The 13,544-nt window shown below is 49.5% G+C and carries 12 protein-coding genes; 7 read left to right on the plus strand and 5 right to left on the minus strand.

What is annotated here, in order from left to right; all coding sequences use genetic code 11:
* Nucleotides 1-376: 376 nt before the first annotated feature.
* Complete coding sequence (locus tag ACYVJQ_RS08765) at nucleotides 377-1,441, plus strand: bile acid:sodium symporter family protein (RefSeq protein WP_460892696.1); 1,065 nt, start codon at nucleotides 377-379, stop codon at nucleotides 1,439-1,441.
* 126 nt (nucleotides 1,442-1,567) lie between these two features.
* Here the strand turns inward: ACYVJQ_RS08765 and mtaB are convergent, their stop codons facing one another.
* Nucleotides 1,568-2,887, minus strand: a complete 1,320-nt coding sequence (mtaB, locus tag ACYVJQ_RS08770) for a tRNA (N(6)-L-threonylcarbamoyladenosine(37)-C(2))-methylthiotransferase MtaB (RefSeq protein ID WP_460892697.1) — start codon at nucleotides 2,885-2,887, stop codon at nucleotides 1,568-1,570.
* Nucleotides 2,888-3,160: 273 nt separating this feature from the next.
* Nucleotides 3,161-4,855, minus strand: a complete 1,695-nt coding sequence (locus tag ACYVJQ_RS08775) for an LTA synthase family protein (protein ID WP_460892698.1) — start codon at nucleotides 4,853-4,855, stop codon at nucleotides 3,161-3,163.
* A gap of 399 nt (nucleotides 4,856-5,254) precedes the next feature.
* Between ACYVJQ_RS08775 and ACYVJQ_RS08780 the strand changes: the two genes are divergently transcribed.
* Nucleotides 5,255-7,447 (plus strand): glutamine synthetase III family protein, encoded by a 2,193-nt coding sequence (locus ACYVJQ_RS08780; protein WP_460892699.1) that lies wholly within the window; start codon nucleotides 5,255-5,257, stop codon nucleotides 7,445-7,447.
* Between the two features lie 135 nt (nucleotides 7,448-7,582).
* On the opposite strand, the gene ACYVJQ_RS08785 is transcribed toward ACYVJQ_RS08780, so the two are convergent.
* Entirely contained in the window at nucleotides 7,583-8,074 is a 492-nt protein-coding gene (locus ACYVJQ_RS08785; protein WP_460892700.1) for a hypothetical protein, read from the minus strand.
* A 124-nt stretch (nucleotides 8,075-8,198) separates the two neighbouring features.
* Here ACYVJQ_RS08785 and ACYVJQ_RS08790 point away from each other — a divergent pair, with 124 nt between their 5' ends.
* Nucleotides 8,199-8,570 carry a hypothetical protein gene (locus ACYVJQ_RS08790; protein ID WP_460892701.1) on the plus strand — a complete coding sequence of 124 codons (372 nt, stop codon included), beginning with the start codon at nucleotides 8,199-8,201 and terminating at the stop codon, nucleotides 8,568-8,570.
* An 86-nt stretch (nucleotides 8,571-8,656) separates the two neighbouring features.
* Here the strand turns inward: ACYVJQ_RS08790 and ACYVJQ_RS08795 are convergent, their stop codons facing one another.
* Nucleotides 8,657-9,136, minus strand: coding sequence for a hypothetical protein (locus tag ACYVJQ_RS08795; RefSeq protein ID WP_460892702.1), 480 nt, complete (start codon nucleotides 9,134-9,136; stop codon nucleotides 8,657-8,659).
* Nucleotides 9,137-9,438: 302 nt separating this feature from the next.
* On the opposite strand from ACYVJQ_RS08795, the gene ispG reads away from it, so the two are divergent.
* From ispG to ACYVJQ_RS08815, 4 genes are all read left to right on the plus strand, one after another.
* Nucleotides 9,439-11,430, plus strand: a complete 1,992-nt coding sequence (gene ispG / locus ACYVJQ_RS08800; protein WP_460892703.1) for a (E)-4-hydroxy-3-methylbut-2-enyl-diphosphate synthase — start codon at nucleotides 9,439-9,441, stop codon at nucleotides 11,428-11,430.
* 87 nt (nucleotides 11,431-11,517) lie between these two features.
* The gene (locus tag ACYVJQ_RS08805) at nucleotides 11,518-11,688 is read left to right on the plus strand and encodes a DUF6728 family protein (RefSeq protein WP_460892704.1); all 171 of its coding nucleotides are present in this window, start codon (nucleotides 11,518-11,520) and stop codon (nucleotides 11,686-11,688) included.
* A gap of 75 nt (nucleotides 11,689-11,763) precedes the next feature.
* Nucleotides 11,764-12,117, plus strand: a complete 354-nt coding sequence (locus ACYVJQ_RS08810; RefSeq protein ID WP_460892705.1) for an MmcQ/YjbR family DNA-binding protein — start codon at nucleotides 11,764-11,766, stop codon at nucleotides 12,115-12,117.
* 166 nt (nucleotides 12,118-12,283) lie between these two features.
* Complete coding sequence (locus ACYVJQ_RS08815) at nucleotides 12,284-12,958, plus strand: energy transducer TonB (protein ID WP_460892706.1); 675 nt, start codon at nucleotides 12,284-12,286, stop codon at nucleotides 12,956-12,958.
* Between the two features lie 198 nt (nucleotides 12,959-13,156).
* Here the strand turns inward: ACYVJQ_RS08815 and ACYVJQ_RS08820 are convergent, their stop codons facing one another.
* Nucleotides 13,157-13,447: a hypothetical protein gene (locus ACYVJQ_RS08820; protein ID WP_460892707.1), complete on the minus strand. Its 291-nt coding sequence runs from the start codon at nucleotides 13,445-13,447 to the stop codon at nucleotides 13,157-13,159.
* Nucleotides 13,448-13,544: the final 97 nt, after the last annotated feature.

A 13,544-nucleotide genomic window follows, 5' to 3' on the forward strand; every position in this document is an offset into this window, starting at 1 on the left:
GGTATTGATAAACAATTTGTTAGTAAAGGTAATAGCAAAGCAAATTGTTCTGAAACCGGACATTCATTGTTCGGTTTCAGAACAATTTTAAAATCATGCGATTACTACAGGGAGGAAATGGGAGTGGTCTATAAATTCAGGTAGAGACCTTGGAGTTCCCATCTACTTTCAAGGTGGCATAGTCGTTTTGGGCCTGTTTTTCAGAAAACAGGCCCAAAATAGAAAAGGAAGAAATTTAGGCGCTTAGTTTTCGGGGAGTCTTCTTTTCGGAGAGGCTTAATTCCGGATTTTCCAGGAGGAAATTTTGGTGGCGGGTAACAAAGCTTCCATCTTTGTCCGTAGGCAGGGATTGCGAAATTAGAACCCTGTCTCCTTTATGCCCATAGACCAACCGCTTACTAATCCACCTAAAAGCCCCCGCCAAAGCCTGCCAGGTTTCCTAAAGAAATTAGGTCTGGACGGTTTCTTATTGGCCTTATTGGCTATCATTTTGCTGGCCTATCTGTACCCAGCGTTCGGGGAGGAAGATGGACCATTGCCGTTGGCGGACATTGCCAGCTATGGGGTAGGGCTTATCTTCTTTTTCTATGGTCTGCGCTTGAGCCCGGAAAAACTAAAGGCGGGACTGAGCAGTTGGCGGCTGCACCTGGTGGTGCAACTCAGCACCTTTCTCTTGTTCCCGCTTCTGGTATGGGCCGCGAAGGCCATTTTAGGAACCCCCGACCAAGAATTACTTTGGCTGGGGGCATTGTACCTGGCAGCTTTGCCTTCTACAGTTTCTTCCTCGGTGGTCATGGTCTCTATTGCGGGAGGTAATATTCCGGCAGCTATCTTCAATGCCAGTATCTCCAGCCTTGTGGGCGTTTTCATGACACCCCTCTGGATGACCGTTTTCATGGAAACCAGCGCCGCCCATGACATGGACCTGGGAACGGTCATTGGCAAATTGATGGTGCAGGTACTATTACCGGTCACCATGGGTATTCTTCTGCACAAGCGGTTTGGTGCCTTCGCTGAAAAGCACAAAGCCCGGCTGCGGTTGCTGGACCAAGCCATTATCCTGCTGATTGTCTACACCTCTTTCTGTGAGTCTTTCGCCCGCGAAATGTTTAAAGACTATAGCTGGGGAAGTCTGTTAGTTCTAGGGATTTCCATGGTGGCCTTGTTCTTCTTGGTGCTGAGCCTGATCCATTTGGTGAGCACTTTCCTGCATTTTAACCGAGAGGACCGCATCACGGCCGTTTTCTGCGGTTCCAAAAAGTCTTTGGTGCATGGCACAGTTATGTCTAAAGTACTTTTCCCTGACGCCAACCTGGTGGGAATTGTGCTGTTGCCCCTGATGCTGTACCACGCCCTGCAATTGATTTCAGCGAGTATCCTGGCCCAGAAGATGGCTAGAAGCCAGACAGCGCTTTTGGCTGTAGAGCCCCAAGAAGAGTAAGAGTGCTTTTTTAGAAAGTAAGCTAGCTATTCTATTCGCTAGGACCTAAAGAGAAAAGCCCAACCAAAACGTTTGCGTTCAGGTTGGGCTTTTCCTGTAGAGTATACTACTAAAATCTATATAGGATTAATGGGCTAAAAGTTCATGGTAAGTTTCTTCGGCTTCCATTAAGCCGGCAGGGGTGATATTGGTCAGGCGCACATGCTTCTGCTCGTTCACCAGTACCGGGTCATATTTGGCCACCACGCGCACGTAGTTCTCAGTGAAGCCTTCCATCTGGCCATCGGTGATATCGGCTTCAAACAAAACCTTTCCTTCATAGCCAATCTGGCTTTCATAGAAGGCGCGCTTTTTCTTCTCAGAGAGTATGCGCAGCATGTCTGCCCGTCGGTTACGGTCTTTCTGCGGTACTACGCCCGGCAAGTCTACGGCCATGGTGTTGGCCCGCTCAGAGTACGGGAACACGTGCAGGTAGCTTACATTCAGGTTATTCAGGAAATTATAAGTCTCCAGGAAATCTTCTTCGGTCTCGCCCGGGAATCCCACAATCACATCTACCCCGATGCAGGCGTGGGGCATGGCGGCTTTAATCCAGTCCACACGCTGCGCATACAACTCACGCAGGTAACGGCGGCGCATGAGCTTTAATATCTTATTGCTGCCAGATTGCAAGGGCACGTGAAAGTGCGGCATAAAGCGTTGAGAGGCAGCCACGAACTGGATAATCTCTTCACTTAAAAGATTAGGCTCAATGGAAGAAATCCTAAACCGGCTTACATTCTCCACCTTGTCCAGTTCCTGTACCAGCTGGAAGAAATTTTCCTTGCGTTCGCCTTCCTGCAAGCCAAAGTCGCCGGTGTTTACGCCGGTAAGCACGATCTCCTTCACGCCCGAATTGCCAATGCTGATGGCCTCGGCCACTACTTTCTCAATGGTGTTACTTCGGCTCTTGCCGCGGGCCTGGGGAATGGTGCAGAAGGTGCAGGAATAGTCACAGCCGTCTTGTACTTTCAAAAACGTGCGGGTACGGTCCCCGAAAGAGTAGGCATTCACGAAGGTGTTGGCCTCAGAAACGGGGCTGGCATACACCTGCGGGGCTTCCTTCTTCTCAAAGGTCTCCAGAATGTCTACCAACTGGAATTTCTCGGCAGCACCCAAGACGGCGTCTACGCCAGGGATTTCAGAAATTTCCTTCGGCTTTAGCTGGGCATAGCAACCCACCACGGTAATAAAGGCGTTAGGCGAATGCTTCAGCGCTTCCTTTACCACCTTGCGGCATTTCTTATCTGCATTGTCGGTGACAGAGCAGGTATTGATGACGTAAATATCTGGGGCATCTGTGAACTCCACTTTCTCAAAACCACGCTCTGTGAAGATTCTACCCAGGGTTGAGGTCTCAGAGAAATTGAGTTTACAGCCTAATGTATAAAATGCTACCTTTTTCATAATCAAGGCACAAAGGTACGGAGAAACGGGAAATAGTTGTTAGCGGTCAGTTGTTTGTTGTCAGTTGCCTGTAAATACGTGCGTTTTAAGGTTGTTTTCAGGAAAACGCCTTCAAAACGCAAACTGAATCCATTCTTTAATACGTTTGAACAAACAAACCATCAATTCCAATTCCCCAATGTAAAGCCTGTTACAACTAGTCTGCCTTGCCATTATTTGCTTCTGGAGTTTTAAGGCCATTTTTATCAAAACAGCCTAAAACTGGCAACTAGCTTACTTTTTCAGGAAATCCCCGAAACTGATTTGCATATAGGCCTTTCCCTGCTCCACTTGTTTTTGGGTAACGGCCGGGTCTTTGTGGATGGGACGTTTGGCCACATTGTCAAAAGTGACTACGCCCTGATCGCTTACCATTCCAAATCCGTCATTGAAAACATAAAACGCAAAGTTGGTAGCCTTAGGGTCAAGTAGGTTTTTACTCCAGGCGAACTGGTAGGAGGGCAGACCCATTTGTTGAAGGAGGGTGGGCACCAGATCGGTTTGGGAGCCAATGTTGGTGATCACGGTGTCCTGCACCGCCAGGGCGCCGCCGGCTAGCAGCAACGGAATCCGGAACTTGCTGGGGGCGTCGTTCTGGTCCCGGCCCGGAAAGGGGTGGCCGTGGTCCGCCACCAATACCACCAGCGTGTTTTTCCACCAGGGCTGCTTTTCGGCGGCCGCTATGAATTTGCCCAGGGCCCAGTCTGTATAATAAAAGGAGTTCTGGAACTGGGTCACCTCATCGGTTCCCGGGAACTTGGCCGGAATGGGAATATCATAAGGCTCGTGGCTGCTAAGGGTAAAAATGGTGGTGAGGAAGGGCTGCTTGGGATTTTGGTGATCGGCTAGGACTTTGTCAAACAGGATATGGTCATGCACACCCCATTTGGAATTGTAATACTCGCTGGGGAAGTCGTTTTTCTCCAATAGCCGGTCATATTGGCCATTGATAAGGTAAGACTTAATGTTGGCAAAGGCCAGTTCACCTCCATAGTAATAGCTGGTCTGGTAGCCTTGTTTCTTCAGTTCAGCCGCCAATTGAGGCAGACGCTCCGTTTTCTTGGGGGTTTTGATAATAGAGGTAGTTGTCTGCACCGGATAGCCGCTGAGTAAAGCCACCATGCCTTTTTCGCTTCGGTCACCGGAGGCATAGATATTCTGGAAAAGCACTCCTTTCTTAGCCAGGGCATCAAAATTTGGGGTCACCCCTGGAGTTCCCCCCAAACTGCCTACCAACTTGGCCGTGTAACTCTCCAGAATGATGAACAGAATATTGGGTCTTTTCACTCTTAATAAAGAAGGCACCGAGTCGCTTTTGGGTTGGTATAGTTCCTGGACCAGCGCCTGGGCCTGCGCATCTGGCAGGAAGAGATAAGGGTTTTTGGTGTTGTGGTTCTTCTTGAGCACCGAATGCATCACATTCCAGGGTACATTCACCCCGGCGTGGTTAGCGAAAATCTTGTGCGAAAAGTAAACGTCACTCTGGTTCAACGGAATCTGCTGCCAACCTCCTCTGATTGGTAAAACCAAAAGCGCCAGCAAAAACAGGCTTAAGAGCAGCTCCGCGGTAAGGTGCTTGCGTTTTATCTTCTCGGCTGGTTTCCATTTGCTTTTGATTAACCGAAAACCCAGTACCCCGGCGGCCAGCAAAGCCAGAAACAGTAAAGCCAACAACCATACGGGAGCCGAGGCCGTGGAAGCCAGCATCTCTGCCGGGGTGTTTAGGTATTGAAGTGGGGTGGAGTCCAATCTGAAGCCCCAGGCAGAATATAATTCCAGATCTCCGGTGACCAGTAAAGCGATGATCACCAGCAAAACATAGGTGTAGCCAGAAATAACCTTTAAAAAGAAGGGCTTCCGGAAGGCCGTCTCATTCAGGAACAACAGAAAAGGGAGGACACTTAGGTAGGCGGCAAACGAAAGGTCCATGCGTAGGCCATACCAGAAAACCTGAATAATCTCTTCAAAGGTTAAACTAGCCGCCTTTTCATGCTGGTATAGTAGAAAAAATGCCCGGCACAGGATAAAAAACAGCGTCCAGAACAGAAAGTAGCTGCAAGATCTTATAAGTATTCTTTTCACGGGGCAAATATACCGCAAAAGCCAAATCACCTACAAAAAGCGTGGTTTCTTGAAAGACCCTTAAAAAAGAGGGGGTTTTACAGGATAACAAGTGTTAGGTTTGAAAAATACCCTTTAAATTGAATGGGTATTTTAAGATATTGCCATAATATTTTGAAAAATGCCCTAAAAAAATGGGGTGGTGTTCTTGCATGTGGTAATTCTTGTAGTACATTTGGGCACTGATTATTTAAATCCTGAAAATTAATGGCCATTCTTCGTTTTAAGGCATTAGAGTTGGTAAGCCAACGGTCGCCAGTAGAGGTGAAGCAACCCTCAGACAAAATCTCTGATTATTACGGCAAAAACGTATTTGGCCTGGAAGCCATGCGGGCCACCCTAGCCGGAGACTATTTCAAGCGTTTACAATTTGCAGTTAAGAACGGGACTAAAGTGGACCGTAGCCTGGCAGACGCGGTGGCTGGAGCCATGAAAACCTGGGCCCTAAGCCTGGGAGCTACCCATTACACCCACTGGTTTCAGCCGTTAACCGGCGAAACAGCAGAAAAGCACGATTCTTTCTTTGACCTGAGCTCAGATGGCCGCGCCATTGAAAGCTTCAAAGGCAGCGCCCTGGTGCAGCAAGAGCCAGATGCCTCTTCTTTTCCTAACGGCGGCATCCGGAACACCTTTGAGGCCCGTGGCTATACCGCCTGGGACCCTACTTCTCCAGCCTTTATCATTGAGAACGCCGGCGCTAAGACTCTGTGCGTGCCTACCATTTTCGTTTCCTATACCGGCGAGGCCCTTGATTACAAAGCCCCGCTGTTGAAAAGCCTGGACCTGTTAGAGAAAGCCGCGCTAGACGTGTGCCAGTATTTTGACAAGGATGTGACCAAGGTAACTACCACCCTGGGCATTGAGCAGGAGTATTTCCTGGTAGACCGCGCCCTATATGACGCCCGCCCAGACCTGGTGATGACCGGCAGAACTGTCTTCGGTCATGAGCCGGCCAAAGGCCAGCAGTTGGAAGACCATTACTTTGGTGCTATACCGTCCAGAGTACATGCCTTCATGATTGACTTTGAGGCCGAGTCGCATAAGCTGGGTATTCCTTTGCGTACCCGCCACAATGAGGTGGCCCCAAACCAGTTTGAGTGCGCTCCTACCTTTGAGGATGCCAACCTGGCCATTGACCATAACCAGCTGTTAATGGACGTGTTAGACCGCGTAGCAGAGAAGCATCACTTTAAGGTGCTCTTGCACGAGAAACCTTTCAAAGGCGTGAACGGCAGCGGTAAGCACAACAACTGGGCCTTGAGCACAGATACCGGCGTGAACCTTCTTGCCCCGGGCCGCCGGCCAAAAGAGAACCTTCAGTTCCTTACCTTCTTTATTACCACCGTGAAAGCGGTGCATCGCTACGCCGATCTGCTGCGCGCCAGTATTGCCTCTGCGAGCAATGATCACCGCCTGGGTGCCAACGAGGCGCCACCAGCCATCATGTCTGTGTTTGTGGGCAAGAAACTGACCGAGGTGCTGGATGAGTTGGAGCGTACCGCCAAACTTCCCTTGGACAAAGGCGACAACGTATACCTGAAACTGGGCATTGACAAGATCCCTGAGATCCTGTTGGACAACACAGACCGCAACCGTACCTCGCCGTTCGCCTTCACGGGCAACAAGTTTGAGTTCCGGGCGGTAGGTTCCTCTGCGAACAGCTCTAATTCCATGACCACGCTTAACACTATTGTGGCTGATCAACTCATTGATTTCAGAAACAGCGTGGAAGAGATGATGGCCAAGGGCAAGAAAAAAGAAGTAGCCATTATTGATGTATTGCGCGACTACGTGATCTCCTCTAAGGTGATCCGATTTGAAGGCAACGGTTATTCCAAAGAGTGGGAAGACGAAGCAGAGCGACGCGGCCTTAGCAACATCCGCAAGACCCCGCAAGCCCTGGACAAATTGGTAGACCAAACCGCTACCGAGGTGTTTACCAAGCACAACATTTTCAGTACCCGTGAACTGCATGCCCGGCATGACATCCTGCTGGAAGATTACATCAAAAGGGTGCAGATTGAAGCCCGCGTAATGGGTGACCTGGCCATGAACCATATCATTCCTACGGCGGTGGCTTACCAAACCAAATTGGTGGAAAACATCAAAGGCCTGCGCGAGATTGGTTTGGAAGACGATGAGTTCACCAAAACCACCCTTGATACCATCAAGAATATCTCCCGCCACCTAGCTATCATCAAAACCAATGTTGATGCCATGGTGAGCAAGCGTAAAGTGGCCAACAAACTGGAAGAAACCCGGGAGAAGGCCATCATGTACACAGATGAGGTGCTTACCTTCTTTGATGTGATCCGGCGCAGTGTAGACAAGTTGGAGCTGATTGTAGATGATGAGCAGTGGCCACTGGTGAAATACCGGGAAATGATGTTCAGACATTAATCCTTGCCACTTACCTTATAAAGAGAAGCCCCTGCCATGGCAGGGGCTTCTCTTTTATACAGTTTTCTGTTTTAAGCCTGTTTTTTGGAAAAGTGCCTTAAAACAGAAGCTTACTTTTTAAGAAGAACACTTTATTTAAAGAAACAAAGGCGATTCATTGGCTGGGTCCACCTTTTTGGGGTAAAGTTTCTTGCCGGCGTCTTTGATTTTGGTTTTAATATCCTCGGTAGTAGGAATTCGCTCCCGCCATTCCTGTTCCTGCCACCAGGCTTGTATCTTAGGGTTCTCCCTTGCCAGGTTATAAACTCTTTTCAGGACGAACGGTAGGAGTAAGGAAACAACTGAAGAGGCCATGGCGCCCCTAATGCCCAGGTGCAGCATTAGTTTCACCAGAAGCATCCCTTTAAGACGGTCTAAAAGTAACTGGGTTCCTTTCTCCTTCACCTGGCCCTTGAGTACCTGCACCGCCTGTTGGGCATTGCCGCTTTCCATTTCTTTCTGTAGCCAAAGCTCTACCGTCTCACGGGCAATCTTCACTGCCTGGGGTATCTGCGTGACCGTTAAACCCGCCTTGTGCAGCAAATTGGCCGCGTAAACGTGACTTCGTTGGAGAAAGGGAAGGGGCATGCCTAAAGAATGGATGGTTTCTATGGGCTACGTAATTGCAGGTTATTAGTTAAGACGATGATGCTAGAACTTCCGGGTTTATTAGGCGTAACGGAAAGGCAACGAACAGGTAACGGAGATTTTTATGCAGTTTGACTTTCCAGCTTTTAAGAAACGGTTTGAGCATGAGCAATTGATGCACGGCAATGTGGCGCTTCTGGTCCAGAATGAGATTAGGAGGGCAGAGGGGGTGAAAGCTGGGCTGTCAGAAGAAAATTCCCATGCCAGCCCCTTTGTGTCTGAAGCCATTAACCGTATTGACACCTACGTTTTCCAGTTGCAAGAACTGGCCCGGCAGGTTAATCCCCAGGAGTTAGACCTGGACCAGCAGACGAACCTGAAAGACCATAAGGTGCGGGACCGTATCGCTGACCGCCTGGACAGATTAAAGGAGCAAGGAGAAGCCAATGCCTCTACTGAAGATCCTATGCTAAGAAAGGGTCCTGAGGAAGAGTAATAGGTTGTTTTGACTTTGCGAAGCGCAAGCAGGAATAACTGTTTTAAGCCTGTTTTTTCGAAAAACAGGCTTAAAACAGCCCATGATCAGGCAAACGCGTTGTTTTCTGAGGATTTACCATGCCAAGAGGAGCCCATGTTCCTGAACCTGGTTTTGAGGAATTCCCGGGAGGGCAGGTGTTTCCGAAGGTCCATGTTCTCCCACCACATTTTAAACTGCGGATTTTTCTGCATGAGTTCTACCATCCTTTTGAGGATGAAGGGCAGAAGCACGGTGGCAGTTTGGGAGGCGAGGTCATAGTCCAGTTGCAGGCGCACAATGTACTTGGCCACTACCAGATCCTTCAATTCATCAAACAGCAATTGAGAATCCTTTTCCAGGCAATCGCCTTTTACCATCTGGAAAATAAGCGGCAGGTTGCCCTGCTCCATTTCCTGGTGCAGCCAATTCTCGGCGGTTTCGCGGGTGAGTTGAATAGTGGCGGCAATGGGTAATTGGCTCAATCCTGCTTTCCGGAGCAAAGCAGCTGCCTGACGTTGGCTTTGGGATAAAAACAGTATTGACATAGCAGTTATGGTTAGTACAGGTAGTACGCGGCCCACCTGACCGGTGTTGTATGGTTTGGTTAAAAAGAGTTGGCCAAAGAGGCTGTTTGGCCTGATTTTAGAATCCTGGACTTTCAAATCAGTGCCAGGCCAGCTACATCCTTCTTCTCTTTTGCAAAGCCATGATGCGCCCATCCTTCGTGATTTACTTCCTCTGCCTGACCAAGGCAGCAGGACTGGGAAAAAGGTAGTACTTTTGCGTCTACTGGCCTGAACAATCTGGAAGGACCTGTGGTTATTTAAGAATGGAAAGAACAATTCCCATGAACCTTGAAACTTGCTCCCTGGGTGGTCTGTATTGCCCCAGCTTAACTGATTATACGCGAAGGGTTACCCGTGAGGTCCGTATTGGAGACCTGGCCATGGGCGGTGACAATCCTATACGGGTCCAGTCCATGACCACCGTAGACACCATGGATACCCTGGGTTCAGTGGAGCAGGTGATTAGAATGGTAGAGGCCGGGTGCGAGTACGTGCGCATTACCGCCCCCAGCGTGAAAGAGGCCGAGAACCTGGGTGTGATCAAACAAGAACTCCGCGCCCGAGGCTACACCGTGCCCCTCATCGCTGATATCCATTTCACTCCTAACGCTGCTGAACTAGCTGCTCGTCTGGTGGAGAAAGTGCGCGTGAACCCGGGTAACTACGCTGATAAGAAGAAATTCCAGACCATAGATTACACAGACGCCACTTACCAGGCCGAGCTGGACCGCATACGCGAGCGCTTTACTCCACTTGTGAACATCTGCAAGGAGTACGGCACCGCTATGCGCATTGGCACCAACCACGGTTCTTTGTCTGACCGCATCCTGAGCCGCTACGGAGATACGCCGCTGGGTATGGTGGAGAGTGCGCTTGAGTTCCTGCGCATTTGCGAAGACCTGAACTACTATGACGTAGTGCTTTCTATGAAGGCCAGCAATACCCAGGTCATGGTCCAGGCCTATCGCCTCCTGGTGCAGAAGCTGGAGGAAGAAGGATTGCAACCGTATCCTTTACATTTGGGCGTGACCGAAGCCGGCGAAGGTGAGGACGGACGCGTGAAATCTGCCGTGGGCATAGGCACTCTGCTGGAAGACGGCCTGGGTGATACCGTGCGGGTTTCCCTCACCGAGGCCCCCGAGCTGGAGGCCCCCGTGGCCAAAATGCTTATTGACCGGTACGCCACCCGCGCCGGCCATACGCCCATCAAGCCCATCTGCCAGCTTCCATACAACCCTTTCCAGTACCACCGTCGCGAAGCCCGTGAGGTGTTGAACCTTGGCGGGCATAACGTGCCCCGCGTGGTAGCCGACCTGAGCCGCCTGGAGGAAATCACCTTTGAAGACCTTCGGCCGATAGGCCACATCTATTCGCCGTCTTTGGACAAGTTCCACATGAGCGACCAGGGCGCGGATTATGTGTATACCGGCAGCACGCCCATTCTCTTTATGCTACCCAACGGCCTGAAGGAAATCTTGGACTACACCGCCTGGCTGGAAGCAGAGCACCGCGAGGACCGCTTCCCGCTCTATACCGCCGCGCAGTTTGAGACCGCCAATACCTGGCATGCGCAGCTCAATTTTGTGCAGGTGTCTCTGGGCCAGCTGACCACGGATTTTATTGAGACCCTGCACAACCGCCCGGACGTGGTGTTGATTTTGGAAACTGAAAACGAGGCCGCCATGCCCGAGCAGCGCAAGGCGTTCATTCGGCTTATGAACCAGCACCAACCCGTGCCGGTCATCATCAAGCGTTCCTATGAAGACCTCACCGATGAGCAGGTGCAGCTCTACGCCGCTACCGACGTGGGCGGGCTTTTGATTGACGGCCTGGGAGACGGGGTCATGCTCAGCACCCAGGACCTGAGTTACCGCTCCCAAGAGGAGTGGGGCTATACCCTGGACGGGCTGAACAAACTGGGCTTCGGGATATTGCAGGCCGCCCGCACGCGCATGAGCAAAACCGAGTACATCAGTTGCCCCAGCTGCGGCCGCACCCTGTTTGACCTGCAAGAGACCACCGCCATGATCAGAAAGCGCACCGATCACCTCAAAGGCGTGAAGATTGGCATCATGGGCTGCATTGTGAACGGCCCCGGTGAGATGGCCGACGCCGATTACGGTTACGTGGGCGTGGGCAAAGGCAAGATAGCCCTGTACCGCGGCCAACAGGTGATCAAGAAATCGGTGCCCGAGGAACGCGCCGTGGATGAACTGATAGAATTGATCAGGGAAGACGGCAACTGGCTGGAGCCGGTAGGGGTGCAGGAGTAAAGATTATTTTGTACCTTCCTTAAATCATTCCTGTCCGCCAGGTGTTTTCAAAGCAAAAGACGCATATTTCACGCAAGATATCATTCTATGAAAGGCTTATTTGATTTCTCAGAAGTGGCCATGTACTTCTTCCGGAAGAAAGACCCTAACCGCAAAACCAACTTCAACCTGCGCACCATGCACACCATAAACAAGGTGTCTATGCTCATGTTCCTGGTAGGTTTTATTTACCTGGTCTACAAATGGATAACGAATTAACCAGACGTTCTTTAGATCTAAAAGAGCCACCAGTCCTTCTTGGGCTGGTGGCTCTTTTTCTTTACCTTGGGTGCTATGAACATTGAAGAATTCAGAGAGTACTGCCTGGCCAAGCCGCACGTAGCGGAAACCCTACCCTTTGACCAGGATACGTTGGTTTACAAGGTGGCGGGCAAAATGTTCGCCCTTTGCAGCATGTCTGACTACGCGGCCGGCCTGGCCCTGAAATGTGACCCCGAGTGGGCGATGGAGCTCAGGGAGCAATACCCGGCCATTCAGCCTGGCTATCACATGAACAAGAAGCACTGGAACACGGTGCTGCCCGAGGCATTTCTGCCCCCTGGGCTATTGACTCAGTTAATTGATCATTCCTATGATTTGGTAGTTAAGGGCCTGCCTAAAAAGGTAAGGGAGGAGTTGGGTTTATAAGTGATTAACATCTTTAGCCTTTTTACAGAAATATGCCAAAAGGAACTACAGGTACTAATGGCTTTAACTTGGGGGTAATTTTTTAAATTAATAAAGTATGGAAAGTGCGTCAAGTTGGTATCATTCAGAAAAGTCCTTTTTCTAGCCATCTAAAAGCCATTCCAACATGAAAAGTAAGCCAACTATTACCTTAGCTTTTGCCTGCCCTCAGGATTGGAATAGTATGAGTGATTGCGCTGGCGGTAGATTTTGCCCAACCTGCCAGAAAACAGTATTTGACTTAACCCAAAAAAATGAATTTGAGATCAGGCAGCTTCAAAAGCAGCAAGGACAGATATGTGGTCTCTTTTATACAAATAATGTGGTGGTAAGTGCCTCCTCATTTAATTGTGATTATTGGCTTAGGAGGGTAATGGCTAGTGTTTTCTTAGGCTTAGGTCTTACAACTTTATCTGGACCAGTCCAGGCGCAGAGCAATCCTAAAAAAACAGAAATGGAGGAAAGACTGTCCTCTAACTTTACCCTAGGCGTGGTAATGGAAGTGATGCCAGAATACAAATATGGTGGTCAGAAAGGGCTTCAAAAATTCTTACAGCAAAATATTCGCAATCCCGAAAAAATTGATGGAAGGCTTGTCGTGTCATTTGTAATAGATACAACAGGAAAGCCTGCAGATATCCAAATACTTAAAGGCCTGTCTAAAAATGCCGATCAAGAGGCAAAACGGGTAGTTAACTTGTTGGAGTTTAAGCCCGGGATGCAGGCAGGTAGGAAAGTGCCTGTACAATATACTTTGCCTATCCAATTTGGAGAAATCACTCCTTTTAAGGAAAAGCTTTAATTACATTTATAAAAAAGGAAGGCTGCTAATTTTAGCGCCTGTCTTTTTCGTGGCCGTTGTTGGTGTACTCACCAACAACCTCTCTCAAGCTGAAAGCCGTAAAAGCCTTTTAAGGTAAAGCCCCGAGAAAGGATATCTCGCCCGATAAAGGCCAACTAATCCCTGGCTAGGGTTTAAATAAAATCTACCCTTGTTTGGTCAATTACTGACAAAGCCCCTGTGCTTACGGGATTCCTTTCTCTTAGCTGAATACAGCCCGGTAAGCAAAAGGCCCAGGCCGATGGTTGTTAAGGCCGTGGTGAAGCCCGCCTCATAGTTGTAGTGCCACTCCACCCGCCAGTTTTTCTTGGAATCCAGGTTGTGGTACATCTCCTTTGATATTTCCTCCTTGGTGGTTAGGTGGACATATCGGTTAAGGTTAAAGAAATAGCCAGCGCCCACGGCCACCAGCAAGGCAATACCCAGGATGATATTATATCTATTTCTCATAGAATAAAGATAAGAATATTCTGGCGCGGGAGAAAGGTAATAGGGTAAGAACCAGCAAAATAAAGAGGCCGGGCTTTTGGGCCCGGCCTCCTGCATA

It is taken from the genome of Rufibacter soli (genome assembly GCF_054781795.1).

Coding starts and splice junctions, on each gene's coding strand:
- ACYVJQ_RS08805 (WP_460892704.1), top strand. CDS start 11,518: ATGAAAGGCTTATTTGATTTCTCAGAAGTGGCCATGTACTTCTTCCGG.
- ACYVJQ_RS08815 (WP_460892706.1), top strand. CDS start 12,284: ATGAAAAGTAAGCCAACTATTACCTTAGCTTTTGCCTGCCCTCAGGAT.
- ACYVJQ_RS08810 (WP_460892705.1), top strand. CDS start 11,764: ATGAACATTGAAGAATTCAGAGAGTACTGCCTGGCCAAGCCGCACGTA.
- ACYVJQ_RS08765 (WP_460892696.1), top strand. CDS start 377: ATGCCCATAGACCAACCGCTTACTAATCCACCTAAAAGCCCCCGCCAA.
- ACYVJQ_RS08820 (WP_460892707.1), bottom strand. CDS start 13,447: ATGAGAAATAGATATAATATCATCCTGGGTATTGCCTTGCTGGTGGCC.
- ACYVJQ_RS08785 (WP_460892700.1), bottom strand. CDS start 8,074: ATGCCCCTTCCCTTTCTCCAACGAAGTCACGTTTACGCGGCCAATTTG.
- ACYVJQ_RS08795 (WP_460892702.1), bottom strand. CDS start 9,136: ATGTCAATACTGTTTTTATCCCAAAGCCAACGTCAGGCAGCTGCTTTG.
- ACYVJQ_RS08790 (WP_460892701.1), top strand. CDS start 8,199: ATGCAGTTTGACTTTCCAGCTTTTAAGAAACGGTTTGAGCATGAGCAA.
- ispG (WP_460892703.1), top strand. CDS start 9,439: ATGAACCTTGAAACTTGCTCCCTGGGTGGTCTGTATTGCCCCAGCTTA.
- ACYVJQ_RS08780 (WP_460892699.1), top strand. CDS start 5,255: ATGGCCATTCTTCGTTTTAAGGCATTAGAGTTGGTAAGCCAACGGTCG.
- ACYVJQ_RS08775 (WP_460892698.1), bottom strand. CDS start 4,855: ATGGACCTTTCGTTTGCCGCCTACCTAAGTGTCCTCCCTTTTCTGTTG.
- mtaB (WP_460892697.1), bottom strand. CDS start 2,887: ATGAAAAAGGTAGCATTTTATACATTAGGCTGTAAACTCAATTTCTCT.